This window comes from Lysinibacillus sp. NPDC093692, assembly GCF_050280125.1.
Lineage (GTDB): Bacteria > Bacillota > Bacilli > Bacillales_A > Planococcaceae > Lysinibacillus.
In genome coordinates this window covers 67,678-83,382 of the sequence record NZ_JBNNUW010000007.1, presented here as the reverse complement: position 1 = coordinate 83,382, position 15,705 = coordinate 67,678, and the positions used below count along the sequence as shown (strand labels likewise).

Genomic DNA, 15,705 nt, shown 5'->3' with positions numbered 1-15,705 from the left:
AAAGGCTCACCATCCGAACGGAAATCAACTAATTTACAGCGCATATATTTAAAAAATTGTCATCTACCACTTTTGGTGATGAGCCACAATAAAAAAGACCCATTATGCCTTTGTACTGAATGGAGGAAGAATATGCAGCTAACAATACAGGCAAAGGGAGAAAATGTGAAAGCTATCTCCTACTTACTATCAAAAAATCCGAATAATTTATATGAACGGCGTGTAAAAGATCATTTAGTTCGACTTGTTTATCATGAGCTTTCTGAAACAAGCCTTGTTGTGACAATATTTGTTACACCAAATGCACTCGCACTTGTTCAAAATGACAATGCACTTGATATTACACATTATATTAATGACCGTGAATTCGCCGCTAGTAGTATTTTTTTATCCCTTATCCGTTCTGCTTTAGGTACTGCGTTAAATGGCAAACCAAAAGAACAATATATTGAATGGGTAGCTCAAACATTTTCATTTTCATTTGAATTCGGTCCAATCGCTTCTGCTATGACAAATGAAAAGATAAATGAATTGTTTCAGCCTCTTGGATACACTGTCAACATCGAAGCTTTGTCTAACGACCATCGCGCGCGTTTTCTCACATTATCTGCGGACATTACGCTACAACAAGCTCTACAGCATCTCTTTGTACTGATCCCTGTTTTAGATGATTATAAGCACTACTTTATCGATGAATTGGAAGTTGATAAGCTTAAACGATACGGAGAAGGCTGGTTAGATACACATCCAATGAAAGAATTTATTTATAAAAAAGCTCTACGCTTCTCCCATTTATATGATGGAAACACAGCACCACAAAATGTAACGCGGTCACTCAATACATTGCGCTACGAAAAAATTGTTGAAACCATTAAAAATCTACCTCGAAGATCATCAATTGTTGATTTTGGTTCTGGTGAAGGAAAGCTTTCAAGTTTACTTGCCTACGTCAAAGGAATTGACGAGTTGCTTGCGGTTGAACCAAGTGAAGCTGCAATGAAAAAAGCAATCAAGCGTTTTGAAGGCTTAGAGGATGCATTTGTAACCCCAAAACCTACATGGGGCTCGCTATTTTATTACGATGCACGATTAGTACATAAAGACGTCATTGTTTTATGTGAAGTCATTGAACATATTAATGAGGAACGATTACCTAAAATAATGGAGTTGCTTTTAACACAATATAGTCCTCAAACATTAATTGTGACAACACCAAATGCTGAATACAATGCTGTTTACAAATTAGATGAAATGCGTCATGAGGATCACCGATTTGAATGGACACGCAAACAATTTCAAGAGTGGTGTCATGCGATGAGTCGCAATGAACAATATGAGCTTTCATTTACTGGCATCGGCGATCAACATGATATTTACGGACAACCTACCCAAATGTGCATTTATACGAAAAAGGAGGAGAATGTATGAACATCAAGATTCCACATGCAGGGATTGTTCTGCTAATTGGTCCATCCAATAGTGGAAAATCTACTCTTTTACAACAATGGGTTAATACAGGTATGCTTTCTCCTTCTGAAATTATTAGCTCTGATGTTTATCGGACACTTGTTTCAGATACAGATTATATCGATTTTCAACATCATTCGAAGGAAGAAGCAGATTTATTGTATGATGAATATTTCGCTATTTCAGCACAAGCCTTTGCAGTTATGAAACGCGTATTAGAGGCTAGAAGCTCATTAAATAAATGTACCTTTGTTGATGCTACACATTTACAATCAGAGGAACGTCAAAAATATATTTCGCTTGGGAAAAAGCTACATGTTCCGGTTAGTGCAATTGTATTGGACATTCCTCTTGATGCATTGTTACATCGAGATACTTTGCGCAAAGACCCAAGAGGTAGTAAACGTATTAAACAGCAGGCACGCTTATTAAAAGCAGAAAAACGATTTATTAAAAAAGAGTCGTTTGCTAAAACCTATATTGTGACCGAGACGGATGGACTAACATTATCAAAACAAAAGTCACCGCTACTGTTAAATGTAGAGGCTGGGCTTGATATTATTGGTGATATTCATGCCTGCTTTGATGAATTTATTGAATTACTTGGTAAGCTAGGCTACGAAGAAAATGAGGAAGGTTACTATATTCATCCACAAGGTCGACGCTTTATTTCAGTTGGTGATATTATGAGCCGAGGACCAAAATCGATCGCAACAATGGACTTTTTTGAGCGCCATATAGAGCGTGGGCTTGCCTATATGACTGACAGTAATCATGGCTGGAAGATCGCTCGTTGGTTAGATGGACGCAAAGTAACATTACATCATGGAGATGAGCTAGTTGAAGCTGAATTTAACGTTTATGAAGAAGATTTCGGAGCGGAGAAAACAAATGCCTTAAAAGCTCGTCTCGCAAAATGTTTACTCGCTGCTCCCTCTCACTATTTGTTAGTGAATAATGGCATTTCTTCAGCTGTAGTTACACACGCAGGTATCCGTGACCGTTATATAGGCAAACAATCGACAAGAATTTCTGATTTCTGTCGTTACGGAGATGTTCAGGGGCAAGATAAATCTGGAAAACCTATTCGTAATGATTGGTTTATAGAGCATCAAACATCACAGCTTATTATTTGGGGGCATGATCCTAAAATTCAGCCGTTAAAGCAAAATAATACGTTGAATATTGATCAAGGAGTTGTTTTTGGGGGGCAGCTAACTGCTTTTCGCTATCCTGAAAAGACTCTTGAGTTTGTGAAGGCGTATAAAAACTATGCCGGTATCGAACGAAATCCTCTACTTGAGGCAAAAGCTCAACGTTTTACACCACCAAACATCGGAGCATTTTTAGAAGGATTCACAGTGGAAACTGCCTACTTTAACAATGTACAAATAGGCGGTGCTCATGCAAAAGCAGCGATCGACAGTATTTCTCATTATGCACTGCCGTTAGAACAGCTAGTTTATATTCCACCAACGATGAGCCCAACACCACAAACATCTTCGTTAGCAGATACGTTGGAACACCCTTCTGAGGCATTTGCTTATTATAAAAAGCACGGTGTCCAGACAATGATTGCCGAGAAGAAACATATGGGCAGTCGCGCTGTTCTTTTATTGTTTAAAGATGCGCTTATTGCAAAGGAATACGTTGATACAGAAACACTTGGTATCATTACAACTAGAGCAGGAAGACGGTTTTTCGATAAAGAGACGGAACAAAAAATTTTGCAACAACTTCATACAGAATTAATAGAGAAAAATTATTTCGAACAGTTTAATACAAATTTCGTACTACTCGATGCAGAAATTTTACCTTGGAACTTAAAAGCGCAACAATTAATCGATCAACAGTATGCACATGTAGCTGAGCAAGCATTAATGGACCGTACAAAGCTTATGGAGAAACTACGTGACACAGTACAAATCGATGTTTCACAATGGCTTCAGGAGTATAAGGGGTTACTTGAAAATGCACAACGATTTTCAACTGTTTACCAAAATTATTGTTGGGATGTCCAGGATGCTTCATCTATTCAAATTGCACCCTTCCATGTATTAGCACATAGTTCGGAAACGTTTTTCCATAAACCGCATATATGGCATATGGAAATGAATCGACTATTTGCCAAAAATTCAACACTATTTATTGAGACAGCGTTTAAAGTCATTACGGATGAAGCTTCTGAACAAGAGATTATTACTTGGTGGGAGGAAATGACTGCTGCTGGTCATGAAGGTATTGTTATTAAACCTGAAATTTTTGTCACAAAATATAATGGCAAGCTCATTCAGCCCGCGATTAAAGTACGTGGTCGTGAGTATTTACGAATTATTTATGGTATGGACTATTTAGAGCCTTCACATTTAACGAAACTGAAGGAACGTAATCCAAGTAAAAAAATGAAGCATGCATTGCGTGAATTCGCACTCGGACTAGAAGGAATAGAACGTTTTGTTAAATGTGAATCGACTGCCCGCATTCATGAATGTGTACTCGGGACACTAGCACTCGAAAGTGATCCTGTCGACCCTAGACTTTAGTAAAGATCGCCATGCATAGGTGAGCACAATGTGTTGCTTTCTCAAACATTTTGGTGAAGAACTCTTTTTCTGACGTTCTATCCGTCACTTTTATTTTTATAGTCATAATGTAAAAAGTGCCACACTGCATATTGGACAGTGTGGCACTTTTACTTTCTACACGCGTTATTCTGTTAAGATGTCATTAAATTTCACTTGGAGCTCAGCCGTTAAGATTCCCTCATTGTAAAAATGGCGAATAAATACATTTTGCATCATATCATCCTCTTGTGCGGGATTCATCTGCATTAATATATGATTAATCTTCTCCGCGAGCTGTACTGGATTGGCATACATCGTATTCCATGCGCGCACCTTTAACTCTAAATCTATACCTAGGGCCGCCTCCTCCAAGTCCTGGATAGGTACTGGCTCACTAAAATGTGCATACGGATCTTCATATGTATCTGTATGTAAAAAATGAATACAATCATCTAATTTGTCTGCCACACGTATTGTATCTACAAAAACGCCTTGGTCATTTTCATATAGATTGCTATTTTCTAAAATTAAAAACGGTGCGTGTTGCTGAATCCCGATTACTCTTTTTTTAAATTGAGGTGTAATAAAGATTAAGCCATGCCCTAGCTGCAATGTTTGAACGTATGTAGAAAAATTACCGTTTTCAGCAAAATCACTATATGTTTTTGGGCGATAATAAAATTCAGCGTCTAACTCCTCTGCTTCAATCGTCCATTCCACTTCTGGACAATCAAAAATAACACGTAGTGCCATTCCATTCGCTGTTTTTCTGAGCTCATCATAAATATAAAACTGCTCTTGTTCTAATTGACCTACCTCACTTATAATATTGTTAAACGTTAGAGAGATGATTGATTTTGCAGTAAAGCCCCCTGCCATATCAAATGTTAATTCAACTTGAGTATCATTACGTTGAATACTAACTACTGTTGCATCATGAAGGCTTTGTTCAAAGACCTCTCTCTCCTTCGGTTTCATATAAGCTAACGTTTTCTGCTTTTCCTCATATGCCGCATCGAGAATATTTTCAAATAGCTGCTCCTGTTCATTTCTCCATCCTAAAAAATCTTCTCGTATATGTTTTAGGAACATCTGGTGTATTCAACGTACTATCTAAAATATATGTATGAAATCGCAGTGGTAAATAGTTCATTAAACTATCGCGTATTACATCTAACTCTTGCTTCTTTTCCTTATATGGATCAATATCATTTTCCTTTGCATAGGCAAGGTAATCTGTCCATTCCTCATCTGATTCGTAAATAAATAGTCTCATCGCATTTTCATATGCTTTTTTATCTTGCATTGTTAAGTGCCACATAATTTCAGCTCCTTTAATTGAGTAGTTAGAAAAAATACTCTTACAATTATTTCGTTTATTTAGCATGCAATGTATTCTGAATCGAAAATGAATTATCTCTTATTCTTTTGCAGTTTTCTGTTCACTTTCGTGACAAACTCAATTGTTGTAATCAGGATTTTCATTAAAGAACTTATTGGTAGCCCTTCGGTTATAGCATTATTAAAAGAAGCGGTTGTATGCATAGACACAAACCACTTCTTAACATTTTCTTTATTTTCAGAATTCTGATTACAACATCTTACTATCGTACGGTTTATTTTCACGAATAAACTCTTCCACAACGGTTAACACGCTCTCTAAATCTCTTATTGTCCAATTATCCTGCAATTGTGCCCTATCCCCTGGTACTTTTGAGCACTTCTGTTAGCATGTGGGCGGAACAAAATGGTGCTCATTTTCCCAGGCACTGATATGACCAGGTTTCTTTCTATTTCTTTCCCATGAATAGCGGTATTGTATTTTATTGTCACTTTTATCAAACCACTCACGAACCCTAAGTTGGGTTTCGCTATAAAAACCGCTAAGAAAGTAGAATGTAATTTTAATTACTGTATTGTCTGGATTAATAGGATCATCTTCAACTAATAAATCTGTAGGTTGACGTAAGATTGGATTAAAGCGAGTTAATATGGCGCATAATCAGTTAATTTAGGCATTTGTACCTTTCTTAGCCTGTATTTGCTTTAATAAAGCATTTTTCTGCACTATATACCCCTTCCAATCAAAAACGTCTACAGCCTCATCTAATCCATCAATTAGGCTATCACTTTTATTTCCATACAGATGTTCAAACTCTCCGCCATATTCAATTTCATATTCAGTTATTCTACCTTGGATAACCTCCAACTTTTCTTCCAGTGTTTGGGCTCTACTATTTTTCTCTTGGTGTATCCGTTGCATTTCAAACGATGTAACTGGATCGGACCATAATTTAAGTGCAACTCTAGGAATTTTTTTAACGTTGTTAATTATTTTATATTCTAGACCATTATTTAGATACTTATAAATAGTTGGCTTTGAAACCCCTAAATATTCTGCTGCTTGCTCAGTAGAGACTAACTCGGCTATATCGTAATCATAATCTATATATCCGCAATCTGTCGTTTCTAAAAACAATTTTTCAAATGCCAACTTAACAGCACTTAACTCATTTGTTTTCTGATTTTTTTCATCCAATAGTTCTAATACTTGATCAAAAACTAGTTTGATTGTGTCCGACATGAATTTTTCAGCTGGCTTTAATTTCGTTTCTCTTAATTGAATATATCGAACTGATTCTGAAAATGTATCAGGGATAGAATCCCCAAGAGAATATTATTCGCCACTTCAAAATCGATATTACAATTCTGTTTTCTAGTAAAGAACTTGTTCACAAAGCAAAAAACAGCTCGCTGGTCAGTTTACCAGCAAGCTGTTCTTCTATTTCACCGCACGGATAAAAATGCGTTCACTTTCATATTCAGGACCTTCATCAGTAAAATCAGCTGTTACTTCTACATGCTTAAAGCCAATTTCCTGAAGCCATGCCATATACTGATCGATTGAGAACGTGCGCTGATTATGCTCCTCGTCGAAGCGTTCATACAAATCACTCGCAGCATCACGCACATAAAACGTCATTTGGTGGACAATGGAATGTTCAAAATCTCCAGGCTCCGTATGCCATACATAGCTAATGTCACCATCGTCATACGTAAACGGACCGTCTAAAAATATATCATTCATTTTAAATAACGAATGTACATCAAAAAACAGTTGGCCTTCATCTCGTAAAGCACCATGAATACGTTCTAATGTTGAATAAACAGCTTTTTCGTCCATTACATAATTCAGCGAATCAATAGCAATCGTTACAACGTCAAGCGCACCAAAGCCATCTAATTCATCCATCGACATACAATAGAGAGGCACATGTAATCCTGCATCAGCAAAGCGCTCTGCAGCAATGGAGAGCATACTTTCCGATAAATCAACCCCACTCACCTTGTAGCCTGCCTGCGCGAACAACAAGCTAAGCACGCCTGTACCGCAGCCGATATCTAAAAGATTCTGATATTGAGTGCTCGGTGCATGCTGCAAAACCCATCCTACATAACGTTCATAAGGGATATCCGTTTGCAACTCGTCATACACGTGTGCAAATCGTTCGTAGCTACTCACACTTAAGCCTCTGGTATGTCTAATTGCGGTGCATCGCCCCATAGACGTTCTAAATTATAATAAGCACGTTCATCTTTGTGGAATACATGCGCTACAACATCTCCAAGATCCACAAGAACCCAGCGTGCTGCATCGAAGCCTTCTACACGACGAATTTCATAGCCCTCTTTTACTGCTACCTCTTGTAATTCACGTGCGATTGCTTGCACTTGGCGATCAGAATTACCATGAGCAATAATAAAGTAATCTGCTAAAAGTGAAATGCCCTCCATATTCAAAACGACAATATCCTCACCGTGTTTGTCGTCAATTGCTTTGTAAGCTGATTGTAATAAAGTTGAAGTCATCCTTCACTGTCCTCTCTTTTCATCATATCGTTGTAACATTCTATTGATAATGGATAAATTGGTTGTTTTGTGTCAATTAAAAATGCCAATGTATGGCGTACACAAGCGCTCATCACTTTATCCAAATTTTTCTTTGCTTTTTTTCGCAGACGATCGACACCATCAAATTTACGATTCGGTTCGATCATATCTGCAACAAAAATAATTTTTTCTAAACGGCTCATGCCCACGCGTCCTGTTGTATGAAAACGAATAGCATTTAACATATCCTCATCAACAATGCCAAATTCGCTTTCTGCAATATAAGCACCTACTGGACCATGTAGTAATTCACTACCCCAACCAATAAGGCGAGCATCTAATTTTTCATCAAGGACGATTTGCTCCATCCATTCAATATCTGCATATTTAGCAATATCGTGAAGGATGGCTGCTATTTCAGCCTTTTTTTCATTCTCACCATAAAATTTCGCTAGCTCAATGGCAGTTTCCATTACACCAATGGTATGAATATAGCGCTTCTCAGGCATGCGTGGCTTAATCGCCGCTAGGTACTGTTCGCGTTCCATAAAGACCTTCCTCTCGTATGAACGTCTCTACCGCTTCTGGCAGTAAAAAAGTAACCGTTCCTCCAGTAGCAAGGCGTTCACGAAGCAGTGTGGACGATAAATCGATTTGGGGAGCTTCCACCATTAGTATAGGATACTCTGTTGTGGCCTCTGTTCCTGGACGCTTTACTCCTACAAATTGCACAAGCTTCACTAATTCATCAATACAGTACCATGAATGAAGCGAATCAATCATGTCGCCGCCAATGATAAAGTAAAATTTCACATTAGGCTCTCTTGTACACATCGCAGAAAGTGTCTTATATGAATAGGATACGCCACCCTTATCCACCTCATACGACTCCACAGAAAAATACGGATATGGACTTATTGCACGCCTCACCATTTCAAGGCGCTCCACATCACTAGCATCATGACGTGCAAACTTATGTGGTGGTAATGCATTGGGCATAAAGCGAACTTCATCAAGATCTAAAGCATGAAGTACTTCATTAGCCATCATTAAATGTCCAATATGCGGTGGATTAAATGTACCTCCCAGTAAACCGACCTTTTTCATCGTTTCACCTTATTTCGCTGCTTTTGGTAATGCAATCTTTTTATGATTACGTGACTCTTTATATAAAACAACTGTTAGTCCAATTAATTGTACAAGCTCTGCATGAGCACCTTTAGCAAGTGCTTCTGCCACTTCATGCTTGTCTTCTTCACAGTTATCTAAAATACGTACCTTAATCAACTCTCTAACTTCTAATGCTTCACGAATTTGCTTTGTCATTTCGTCACTAACGCCGCCTTTTCCTACTTGGAAAATTGGTGTTAAATGATGTGCTTCTGCACGTAAAAAACGTTTTTGTTTACCTGTTAACATAAAAATTAATATCCTCCTAATTGCACCTTTAGTTGGGCAATCATTGAATTTGTATTCGGGTATTCACCAAGCCAATGCTCAAAAGCAATAGCCCCTTGATGAACAAACATTCCAAGACCCGTAACGACGGTTGCTCCTTTTTCATCAGCCGCTTTTAAAAAAGGCGTCATTAATGGATTATACACAATATCGGCCACAATTGCGCCTTCTGCAAGTTGTTCTAATGAAAATGGCATTGAAAAATTGCCCGTAGCAAGGCCTGCCGATGTCATTTGCACTAAAATGCCGAAATCAGCTAATGATTCTTCCGCATCTGCTAAAGAAATAGCATTACCTATACCCATTTCATCGACAATTGCCTTTGCGTTTGCCACTGTGCGATTGGCAATGGTTAAATTCGTATAACCTTGCTGCTGCATTGCAAAAGCAATGCCACGAGCAGCACCGCCCGCACCAATCAGAAGAACTGGCTTGTCTTTATGTGACTTGCTAACCGCCTCTTCAAGCGAGCGCACAAAACCAACACCGTCTGTATTGTATCCCTTTAATTTTCCTTCTTTTGTACGGACAACCGTATTGACAGCTCCCATTTTTTCTGCCAACTCATCTAGCTCATCTAAATAAGGAATGATCGCTGTTTTATGTGGAATTGTAACGTTCCAACCACTTGCACCTAATGTTTTTAGACCAGCAACCGCTGCCTCCAAATTTTCAGAAGATACACGTACTGGAATATATGTCGCATCTATCGACAGTTCCTCGAACCAAGCATTATGCATCGCAGGGGATTTTGAATGCTCGATCGGATCACCAATAACCGCAAACCATTTCTTCATTTCCTAGTCCCTCTTCTCTACTTGTACAACTTAAATTAGTGATGGGCGAATAGAAACTTGTACACCCTTTGGTGCATAAGCTGCTACAACTACATCAGCATGCTGAACAGTAATCCACCCAAGACCTGAGAATACAACATCTGTTTTCGCTTCTTTGATTGAGAACTCATGACGCACTAATGGCGGTAGTTGTTCAATAAATTCAGCAGTTGGAGGTGCAAGCAACTCCCCCTTATGTTCTGCATACAATGTATCTGCCTTCTCAAGCTTTGTACGGTGGATTGGTAAGTCATTTGCTACATGTACCGTAAATGCGGAACGATCTCCTTGAATAAAGTCAAAACGAGCAAGGGCACCAATAAATAATGTTTGTCCTGCATTTTGTTGATACACTTTTGGCTTTATTTCTTTTTTAGGCATAATATATTTTAATTCGCTAGCGTCAATATGGTGCGCCATCTGATGATGATTAATAATTCCTGGTGTATCATATAATGAGCTTCCATCATCTAGTGGAATTTCAATCATATCTAAAGTTGTACCTGGGAAATGAGAAGTTGTAATTACTTCACCTTCACCCGTAGCCTGCTTGATAATGCGATTAATGAACGTGGATTTCCCAACATTTGTACAGCCTACAACGTAAACATTTTGTCCATTTCGGTACTCATCAATGGCTTCCATCGCTTCAGCCATCCCTTTTCCTTTATGAGCACTTACTAAAAGTACATCAACAGGTTGTAGACCTAGAGCCTTTGCTTCACGTTTTAGCCAATTAATCACTTTTTTCGGTTTCACAGATTTCGGTAATAGATCGGCCTTATTCGCGATTAATAACACAGGATTTTTTCCAACGAAGCGGTGCAGTCCTGGTAGCCAGCTCCCATTGAAGTCGAAAATATCAACAATTTTTACGATTAAGCCTTGCTGAGTTCCAAGACCGTTTAAAATACGTAAAAAGTCGTCATCTGTTAATGACACTGGTTGAATTTCATTATAATTTTTCAAACGGAAGCAACGTTGGCAAATGACCACGTCTTTTTCTAATGATGATGGGGGTGCATACCCAACTGCTGTTTTATCTTCTGTTTGAATTGTTGTACCACAGCCAATACAATTTGGCATTTCGTTCATTCTTTTTCCTCCCAAGTACTGATTCCTTTTCGTTTTAAAGTATTGAACACACGGCGTTCAATAAATCGATTGAATTTTGTTACGAGCCCATCTGATTGTGCAACCGGCTTTACTAGTACCGTATGCAAGCCTAGACGATTTGCGCCCATTACATCTGTTAGTAGTTGGTCTCCTACCATTACTACTTCCTGTGGTCGTAGCCCCAATTGAATAATGGCGCTATAAAAGGCATTACGAAGTGGCTTTCTCGCCTTATGAATATAAGGAATACCTAATGGCTCAGCAAACTGCTTAACACGTGCTTCTTTGTTATTCGACGCAATAATAACACGAATGCCAGATTCTTTCATAATGCGAAGCCAAACAATAAGCTCTTCCGTTGCATCTGCACGGTCCCATTCCACAAGCGTATTATCTAAATCCGTAATAATCCCTTTAATACCTAAGTTTTGAAGCTTTTCCGGTGTAATTTCATAAATACTCGTGACAAATTCATTTGGTAATAAAAAATTATACAAAATAGCGACCCCTAATCTAAACGTATTATTCGACCATTATAGCATATTTGCGAAGGCTTCACCCATTTGAATTGGGCTTCCTTGTACAACATTTTCCGTAAATTCTATTGCATCCTTTTCAAACAGCATAACTACTGTTGAGCCAAATGAAAAATATCCGACTTCTTGACCCTTATGCCATTGTGTTGTTGTATTAGTGAGCACAATAGAGTTTACAAAGGTAGCGCCAACTTTAATAAACGCTATCTGTTGTTTATTTGCCACTTTCAGCTCCGTTACAGAACGATAATTGTGCGATATTGGCTTTTTACCGTATGAAAGACCGAGCTGATTAACAGGATAGGATTTTTGACCAAGTGTATACTGTCGTAGCACCTTTCCATCAATCGGGCTATGAATTCTGTGATAATCTGCCGGACTCAAGTAAAACACGATAAAATGCCCATCTGCATATTGTGAAGCACGTTCTGTATTGCCAAGTAAATCTTGTAATGAATAAGGTTTACCCTTTACAAGGAATGTCATATCCCATTCGATACGCCCAAACGATTCTACTTTGGCATCCACTGGACTCACATAAGTACTGGGATTTTGTTCAATTGGACGTGCATCTTCTAAAAGCTCTCTTGTAAAAAAATCATGTAAACTTGAAAATTGTTGTTGGTGTTTCGCAACCTCTTCAAGTTTAATATCGTATACTTTCATGTAACTAGGGATAATACGTTTACTCCACTTTGCTTTTGCAATAGATTGCAAAAGCTGGGAAGATTGCTTACCGTTTGTTAACTCAATCAAGCGTTGATATATTTTTTCTTTCATAAAACAAAACCCCTATCGATTAATTTAGACTGTCAATTTTTTCGCATTCGAAGTATAATGGTACAATATCTTAAGTGCAAAGGAGTGATCCCCCTTGTTTTTTTATCACAAGTTGGTGGATACCACGGTTAAGAAAATGAAATCGCAAGCAGCAAATTTTATCACAATCAGTAATATGTCTTTCGGCGGCGCGGCCATAATGACTACACTACATGAATACTATAGCTACAGTGTCTTGTTTATCTTTATCGCAGCCCTTCTTGATCGCTATGATGGGAAGGTGGCTAGAGCACTTGGACAAGTGTCTGATTTAGGTAAACAATTAGATTCTATGAGTGATATTATATCATTTGGTGTGGCACCTGCATTATTAATGTATAAAGTTGTCTTAGGCGACTTTGGTTTTGTCGGTATGACAATGACAGTATTGTATATTGTCTGTGGTGCGATGAGATTAGCCCGCTTCAACATTTCAGAAGCAAACGGCTATTTTACAGGGTTACCGATTACTGCGGCAGGTACAGTCTTAACTTTAACGTATTTCGCATCTAATACGTTCCACCCAGTATTTTATCTTTTCCTATTCCCAATACTAGCATTACTAATGATTAGTACAATCACGTTAAAAAAAGTGTAACAGCGCATTTGCTGTTGCACTTTTTTTCATTTAACACAGCTTTAAAACATATACTGTCGAAAAATGGGGAAAGGATGAAATCATTCAATGAGCGGAATTTTTACATCTATGTTGCAGTTATGGCTTGAGATCCCAGCATTACTTGGCTATTTAAAGGGGCAAACTTTCCATAAACCCTTTTCAAAAGAAGAGGAAGCTGCTTGTATTGAACGATTTTTAGGCGGTGATGAGCAAGCGCGTCTTGATCTAATTGAACGTAATATGAGACTTGTCGCACACGTTGTGAAAAAATTTCACCCAAAGCATGAGCAACTTGATGATTATATTTCCATCGGTACGATTGGTCTGATGAAAGCTGTAGAAAGTTATACGCCTGACAAAAAAACCCGTCTGGCCACTTATGCCGCCCGCTGTATTGAAAATGAAATTTTAATGCATCTGCGTACACAGAAAAAAGTGCAAAAAGATGTTTCCTTATTTGAGCCAATCGGTACAGATAAAGATGGTAATGCCCTACAAATCCGAGATCTCTTACAATGCGATGAAGAAAGTGCAACTGAAAAAATTGAACATAAAGAGCATGTTGCACAACTATATCACTATTTGCATATGCTCGACGAACGTGAGCTCGAAATCGTTACACTTCGTTATGGTCTTAACCAGCAGGATGCACTCACACAAAAGGAAATCGCTGCACGTTTAAATATTTCTCGTAGCTATGTATCTCGCATTGAAAAGCGAGCACTTATTAAACTCTATCAATTATATAAACGAGATCAAAAAATTATTGAGTAATATATTGTAAATTGATACTAATAATAATTCAATAAATACATGACATTATTCCGCAATGAATCTTGTATTTTTATCGGTACAAAAGGAGACATTTGTAGCTGACGCTTCGCTTTCGCTACGAAAACAATTGCTAAAATAAAGAAAGCCCTCTTGCGTCATTAAAATGTCGCAAGAGAGCTTTTTCTCTTAATGAATTTCAACAGATTCTGAAAGTTCTGCTGAAATAAGAGTACCGATTAACATTGTTATAATGACTACACCTGCTGTTAAAAATAGCATTATGCATGCCTCCCATCTGAATATGAAGAGATTTAATTAACAACAGTTTAGCATTCGTGCGACTTTTAAACTGTGATTTTTCTCACACTAAAAGGCACTCATTTTGACTTTTTTGTGTAGTTTATCCCGCAGATTGGTGAAGCCTAATACTCAGGGGGATAAAGAAAACTCTGCTGATAATAGACTTTATAACGATTCGATAGCTTTTAGTACGATTTGTGTTGAATGCTTTGCAGCTACTGGTAAAAACTCATCGAAGCTAATATTCGATTCTTTTCCAGCAATATCTGATAAAGCACGAATAACAACAAACGGAGTACCAAATTGGTAACATACTTGTGCAACAGCTGCTGCTTCCATCTCTACTGCCTTCATTTGCGGGAAGTGACGACGGACTGCTTCTACACGAACAGGATCATTCATAAAAGCATCACCTGAGCAAATTAAACCAATACCATATTGGTGCTCTCCAACAGCCTCTACTGCCTCTTCAGCCACTTTCATAAGTTTTTCATCTGATTTATAAGCTGCTGGCATACCAGCCATTTGGCCCATTTCATAACCGAAAATCGTTACATCTACATCATGATGACGGACTTCATCTGAAATAACGATTGCGCCTACTTCAAGCTTTTCATCATAGCCTCCTGCAGAACCCGTATTAATGACTACATCAGGTTTGAATTCATGTAATAGAATAGTAGTTGACATTGCAGCATTCACTTTACCAATACCACTTTTTAATAAAACTACCTCGTTGCCTTTGTAAGTTCCTGTTGTATATTCACTTCCTGCAATTGTTGTGCTTTTTGCATTCTCTATAGACGCTCGTAAAAGCTCTACTTCCTCTTCCATTGCGCCAATTACTGCGATTTTCATATCTACGTTACTTCCCTTCTTTATGCACTTCAAATCAATTATGCCTCGGCATAATTGCGTCCGGGAATCGGCTTTGTGCTTAGGCCTGCACGAGGGCCGACACGATGTCGGTCATTTCGGAAATGCCACAGGACGTGGCGTTTTTACCGATGCAGGTCAGCTAGCCGTTATCGCATGGATGCGATGATTTTAGGCTAACATCCTTTTTAAGCACTCCTTTCCGATTACCGCGACGTCCGCCGGAGGCTTTGGGCCAACAAATGTTTTCTGTGCGAAAGCGTAGTGCAACGTAGCGGCAGCAACATGAAGTTGGTCACTCAGTCGTGTGTTGTTGTTGTTGCTGTCGCTTCGCTTTCGCACAGTTAAAACCATGTTGCTGTCGCTTCGCTTTCGCACAGTTAAAACCATGTTGCTGTCGCTTCGCTTTCGCACAGTTAAAACCATGTTGCTGTCGCTTCGCTTTCGCA

18 protein-coding genes are annotated in these 15,705 nt (G+C 38.4%); 4 read left to right on the top strand and 14 right to left on the bottom strand.

Translation table 11 applies throughout. The features are described 5' to 3' along the window. The first annotated feature begins 132 nt into the window (after positions 1-132). Both ACQKN4_RS09855 and ACQKN4_RS09850 read left to right on the top strand, forming a co-directional pair. A complete protein-coding gene (locus ACQKN4_RS09855; protein WP_427483555.1) occupies positions 133-1,428 on the top strand; it encodes a methyltransferase domain-containing protein in 1,296 nt (431 codons plus the stop codon). Beyond that, positions 1,425-4,010, top strand: a complete 2,586-nt coding sequence (locus tag ACQKN4_RS09850; protein ID WP_427483554.1) for a polynucleotide kinase-phosphatase — start codon at positions 1,425-1,427, stop codon at positions 4,008-4,010. The genes ACQKN4_RS09855 and ACQKN4_RS09850 overlap by 4 nt, the downstream gene beginning before the upstream one ends. A gap of 165 nt (positions 4,011-4,175) precedes the next feature. Here the strand turns inward: ACQKN4_RS09850 and ACQKN4_RS09845 are convergent, their stop codons facing one another. From ACQKN4_RS09845 to ACQKN4_RS09785, 13 genes are all read right to left on the bottom strand, one after another. Beyond that, a complete protein-coding gene (locus ACQKN4_RS09845; protein WP_427483553.1) occupies positions 4,176-5,123 on the bottom strand; it encodes a DUF4085 family protein in 948 nt (315 codons plus the stop codon). Continuing rightward, on the bottom strand, positions 5,077-5,352 hold the full coding sequence (locus ACQKN4_RS09840) for a DUF4085 family protein (protein ID WP_427483552.1): 276 nt from the start codon (positions 5,350-5,352) through the stop codon (positions 5,077-5,079). Before ACQKN4_RS09840 ends, ACQKN4_RS09845 begins: the two co-directional genes overlap by 47 nt. Before the next feature lie 405 nt (positions 5,353-5,757). Next, the gene (locus ACQKN4_RS09835) at positions 5,758-5,934 is read right to left on the bottom strand and encodes a toxin-antitoxin system TumE family protein (RefSeq protein ID WP_368483756.1); all 177 of its coding nucleotides are present in this window, start codon (positions 5,932-5,934) and stop codon (positions 5,758-5,760) included. 108 nt (positions 5,935-6,042) lie between these two features. After that, positions 6,043-6,615 carry a helix-turn-helix domain-containing protein gene (locus tag ACQKN4_RS09830; RefSeq protein ID WP_079562874.1) on the bottom strand — a complete coding sequence of 191 codons (573 nt, stop codon included), beginning with the start codon at positions 6,613-6,615 and terminating at the stop codon, positions 6,043-6,045. 198 nt (positions 6,616-6,813) lie between these two features. Continuing rightward, a complete protein-coding gene (locus tag ACQKN4_RS09825; RefSeq protein ID WP_240518338.1) occupies positions 6,814-7,554 on the bottom strand; it encodes a class I SAM-dependent DNA methyltransferase in 741 nt (246 codons plus the stop codon). Between the two features lie 2 nt (positions 7,555-7,556). Further along, a complete protein-coding gene (gene rsfS / locus ACQKN4_RS09820) occupies positions 7,557-7,901 on the bottom strand; it encodes a ribosome silencing factor (protein WP_079562872.1) in 345 nt (114 codons plus the stop codon). Next, a complete protein-coding gene (yqeK, locus tag ACQKN4_RS09815) occupies positions 7,898-8,470 on the bottom strand; it encodes a bis(5'-nucleosyl)-tetraphosphatase (symmetrical) YqeK (RefSeq protein WP_427483551.1) in 573 nt (190 codons plus the stop codon). Before yqeK ends, rsfS begins: the two co-directional genes overlap by 4 nt. Beyond that, positions 8,439-9,029, bottom strand: coding sequence for a nicotinate-nucleotide adenylyltransferase (locus ACQKN4_RS09810; protein ID WP_079562870.1), 591 nt, complete (start codon positions 9,027-9,029; stop codon positions 8,439-8,441). The genes yqeK and ACQKN4_RS09810 overlap by 32 nt, the downstream gene beginning before the upstream one ends. 9 nt (positions 9,030-9,038) lie before the next feature. Next, positions 9,039-9,341: a ribosome assembly RNA-binding protein YhbY gene (gene yhbY / locus ACQKN4_RS09805; RefSeq protein ID WP_079562869.1), complete on the bottom strand. Its 303-nt coding sequence runs from the start codon at positions 9,339-9,341 to the stop codon at positions 9,039-9,041. A 5-nt stretch (positions 9,342-9,346) separates the two neighbouring features. Next, positions 9,347-10,177 carry a shikimate dehydrogenase gene (gene aroE / locus ACQKN4_RS09800; RefSeq protein ID WP_079562868.1) on the bottom strand — a complete coding sequence of 277 codons (831 nt, stop codon included), beginning with the start codon at positions 10,175-10,177 and terminating at the stop codon, positions 9,347-9,349. Between the two features lie 30 nt (positions 10,178-10,207). Next, positions 10,208-11,311 carry a ribosome biogenesis GTPase YqeH gene (yqeH, locus tag ACQKN4_RS09795; protein ID WP_079562867.1) on the bottom strand — a complete coding sequence of 368 codons (1,104 nt, stop codon included), beginning with the start codon at positions 11,309-11,311 and terminating at the stop codon, positions 10,208-10,210. Then, on the bottom strand, positions 11,308-11,829 hold the full coding sequence (locus ACQKN4_RS09790; RefSeq protein ID WP_079562866.1) for a YqeG family HAD IIIA-type phosphatase: 522 nt from the start codon (positions 11,827-11,829) through the stop codon (positions 11,308-11,310). The genes yqeH and ACQKN4_RS09790 overlap by 4 nt, the downstream gene beginning before the upstream one ends. Before the next feature lie 36 nt (positions 11,830-11,865). Then, a complete protein-coding gene (locus tag ACQKN4_RS09785) occupies positions 11,866-12,648 on the bottom strand; it encodes a phosphatidylserine decarboxylase (RefSeq protein ID WP_079562865.1) in 783 nt (260 codons plus the stop codon). 136 nt (positions 12,649-12,784) lie between these two features. Here ACQKN4_RS09785 and pssA point away from each other — a divergent pair, with 136 nt between their 5' ends. Next, positions 12,785-13,285: a CDP-diacylglycerol--serine O-phosphatidyltransferase gene (pssA, locus tag ACQKN4_RS09780; RefSeq protein WP_079562895.1), complete on the top strand. Its 501-nt coding sequence runs from the start codon at positions 12,785-12,787 to the stop codon at positions 13,283-13,285. A gap of 87 nt (positions 13,286-13,372) precedes the next feature. Further along, a complete protein-coding gene (gene sigK, locus ACQKN4_RS09775; protein WP_049667745.1) occupies positions 13,373-14,080 on the top strand; it encodes an RNA polymerase sporulation sigma factor SigK in 708 nt (235 codons plus the stop codon). A 465-nt stretch (positions 14,081-14,545) separates the two neighbouring features. Here sigK and mtnN read toward each other — a convergent pair whose 3' ends face one another. Next, entirely contained in the window at positions 14,546-15,238 is a 693-nt protein-coding gene (gene mtnN, locus ACQKN4_RS09770) for a 5'-methylthioadenosine/S-adenosylhomocysteine nucleosidase (RefSeq protein ID WP_079562864.1), read from the bottom strand. Between the last annotated feature and the right edge of the window lie 467 nt (positions 15,239-15,705).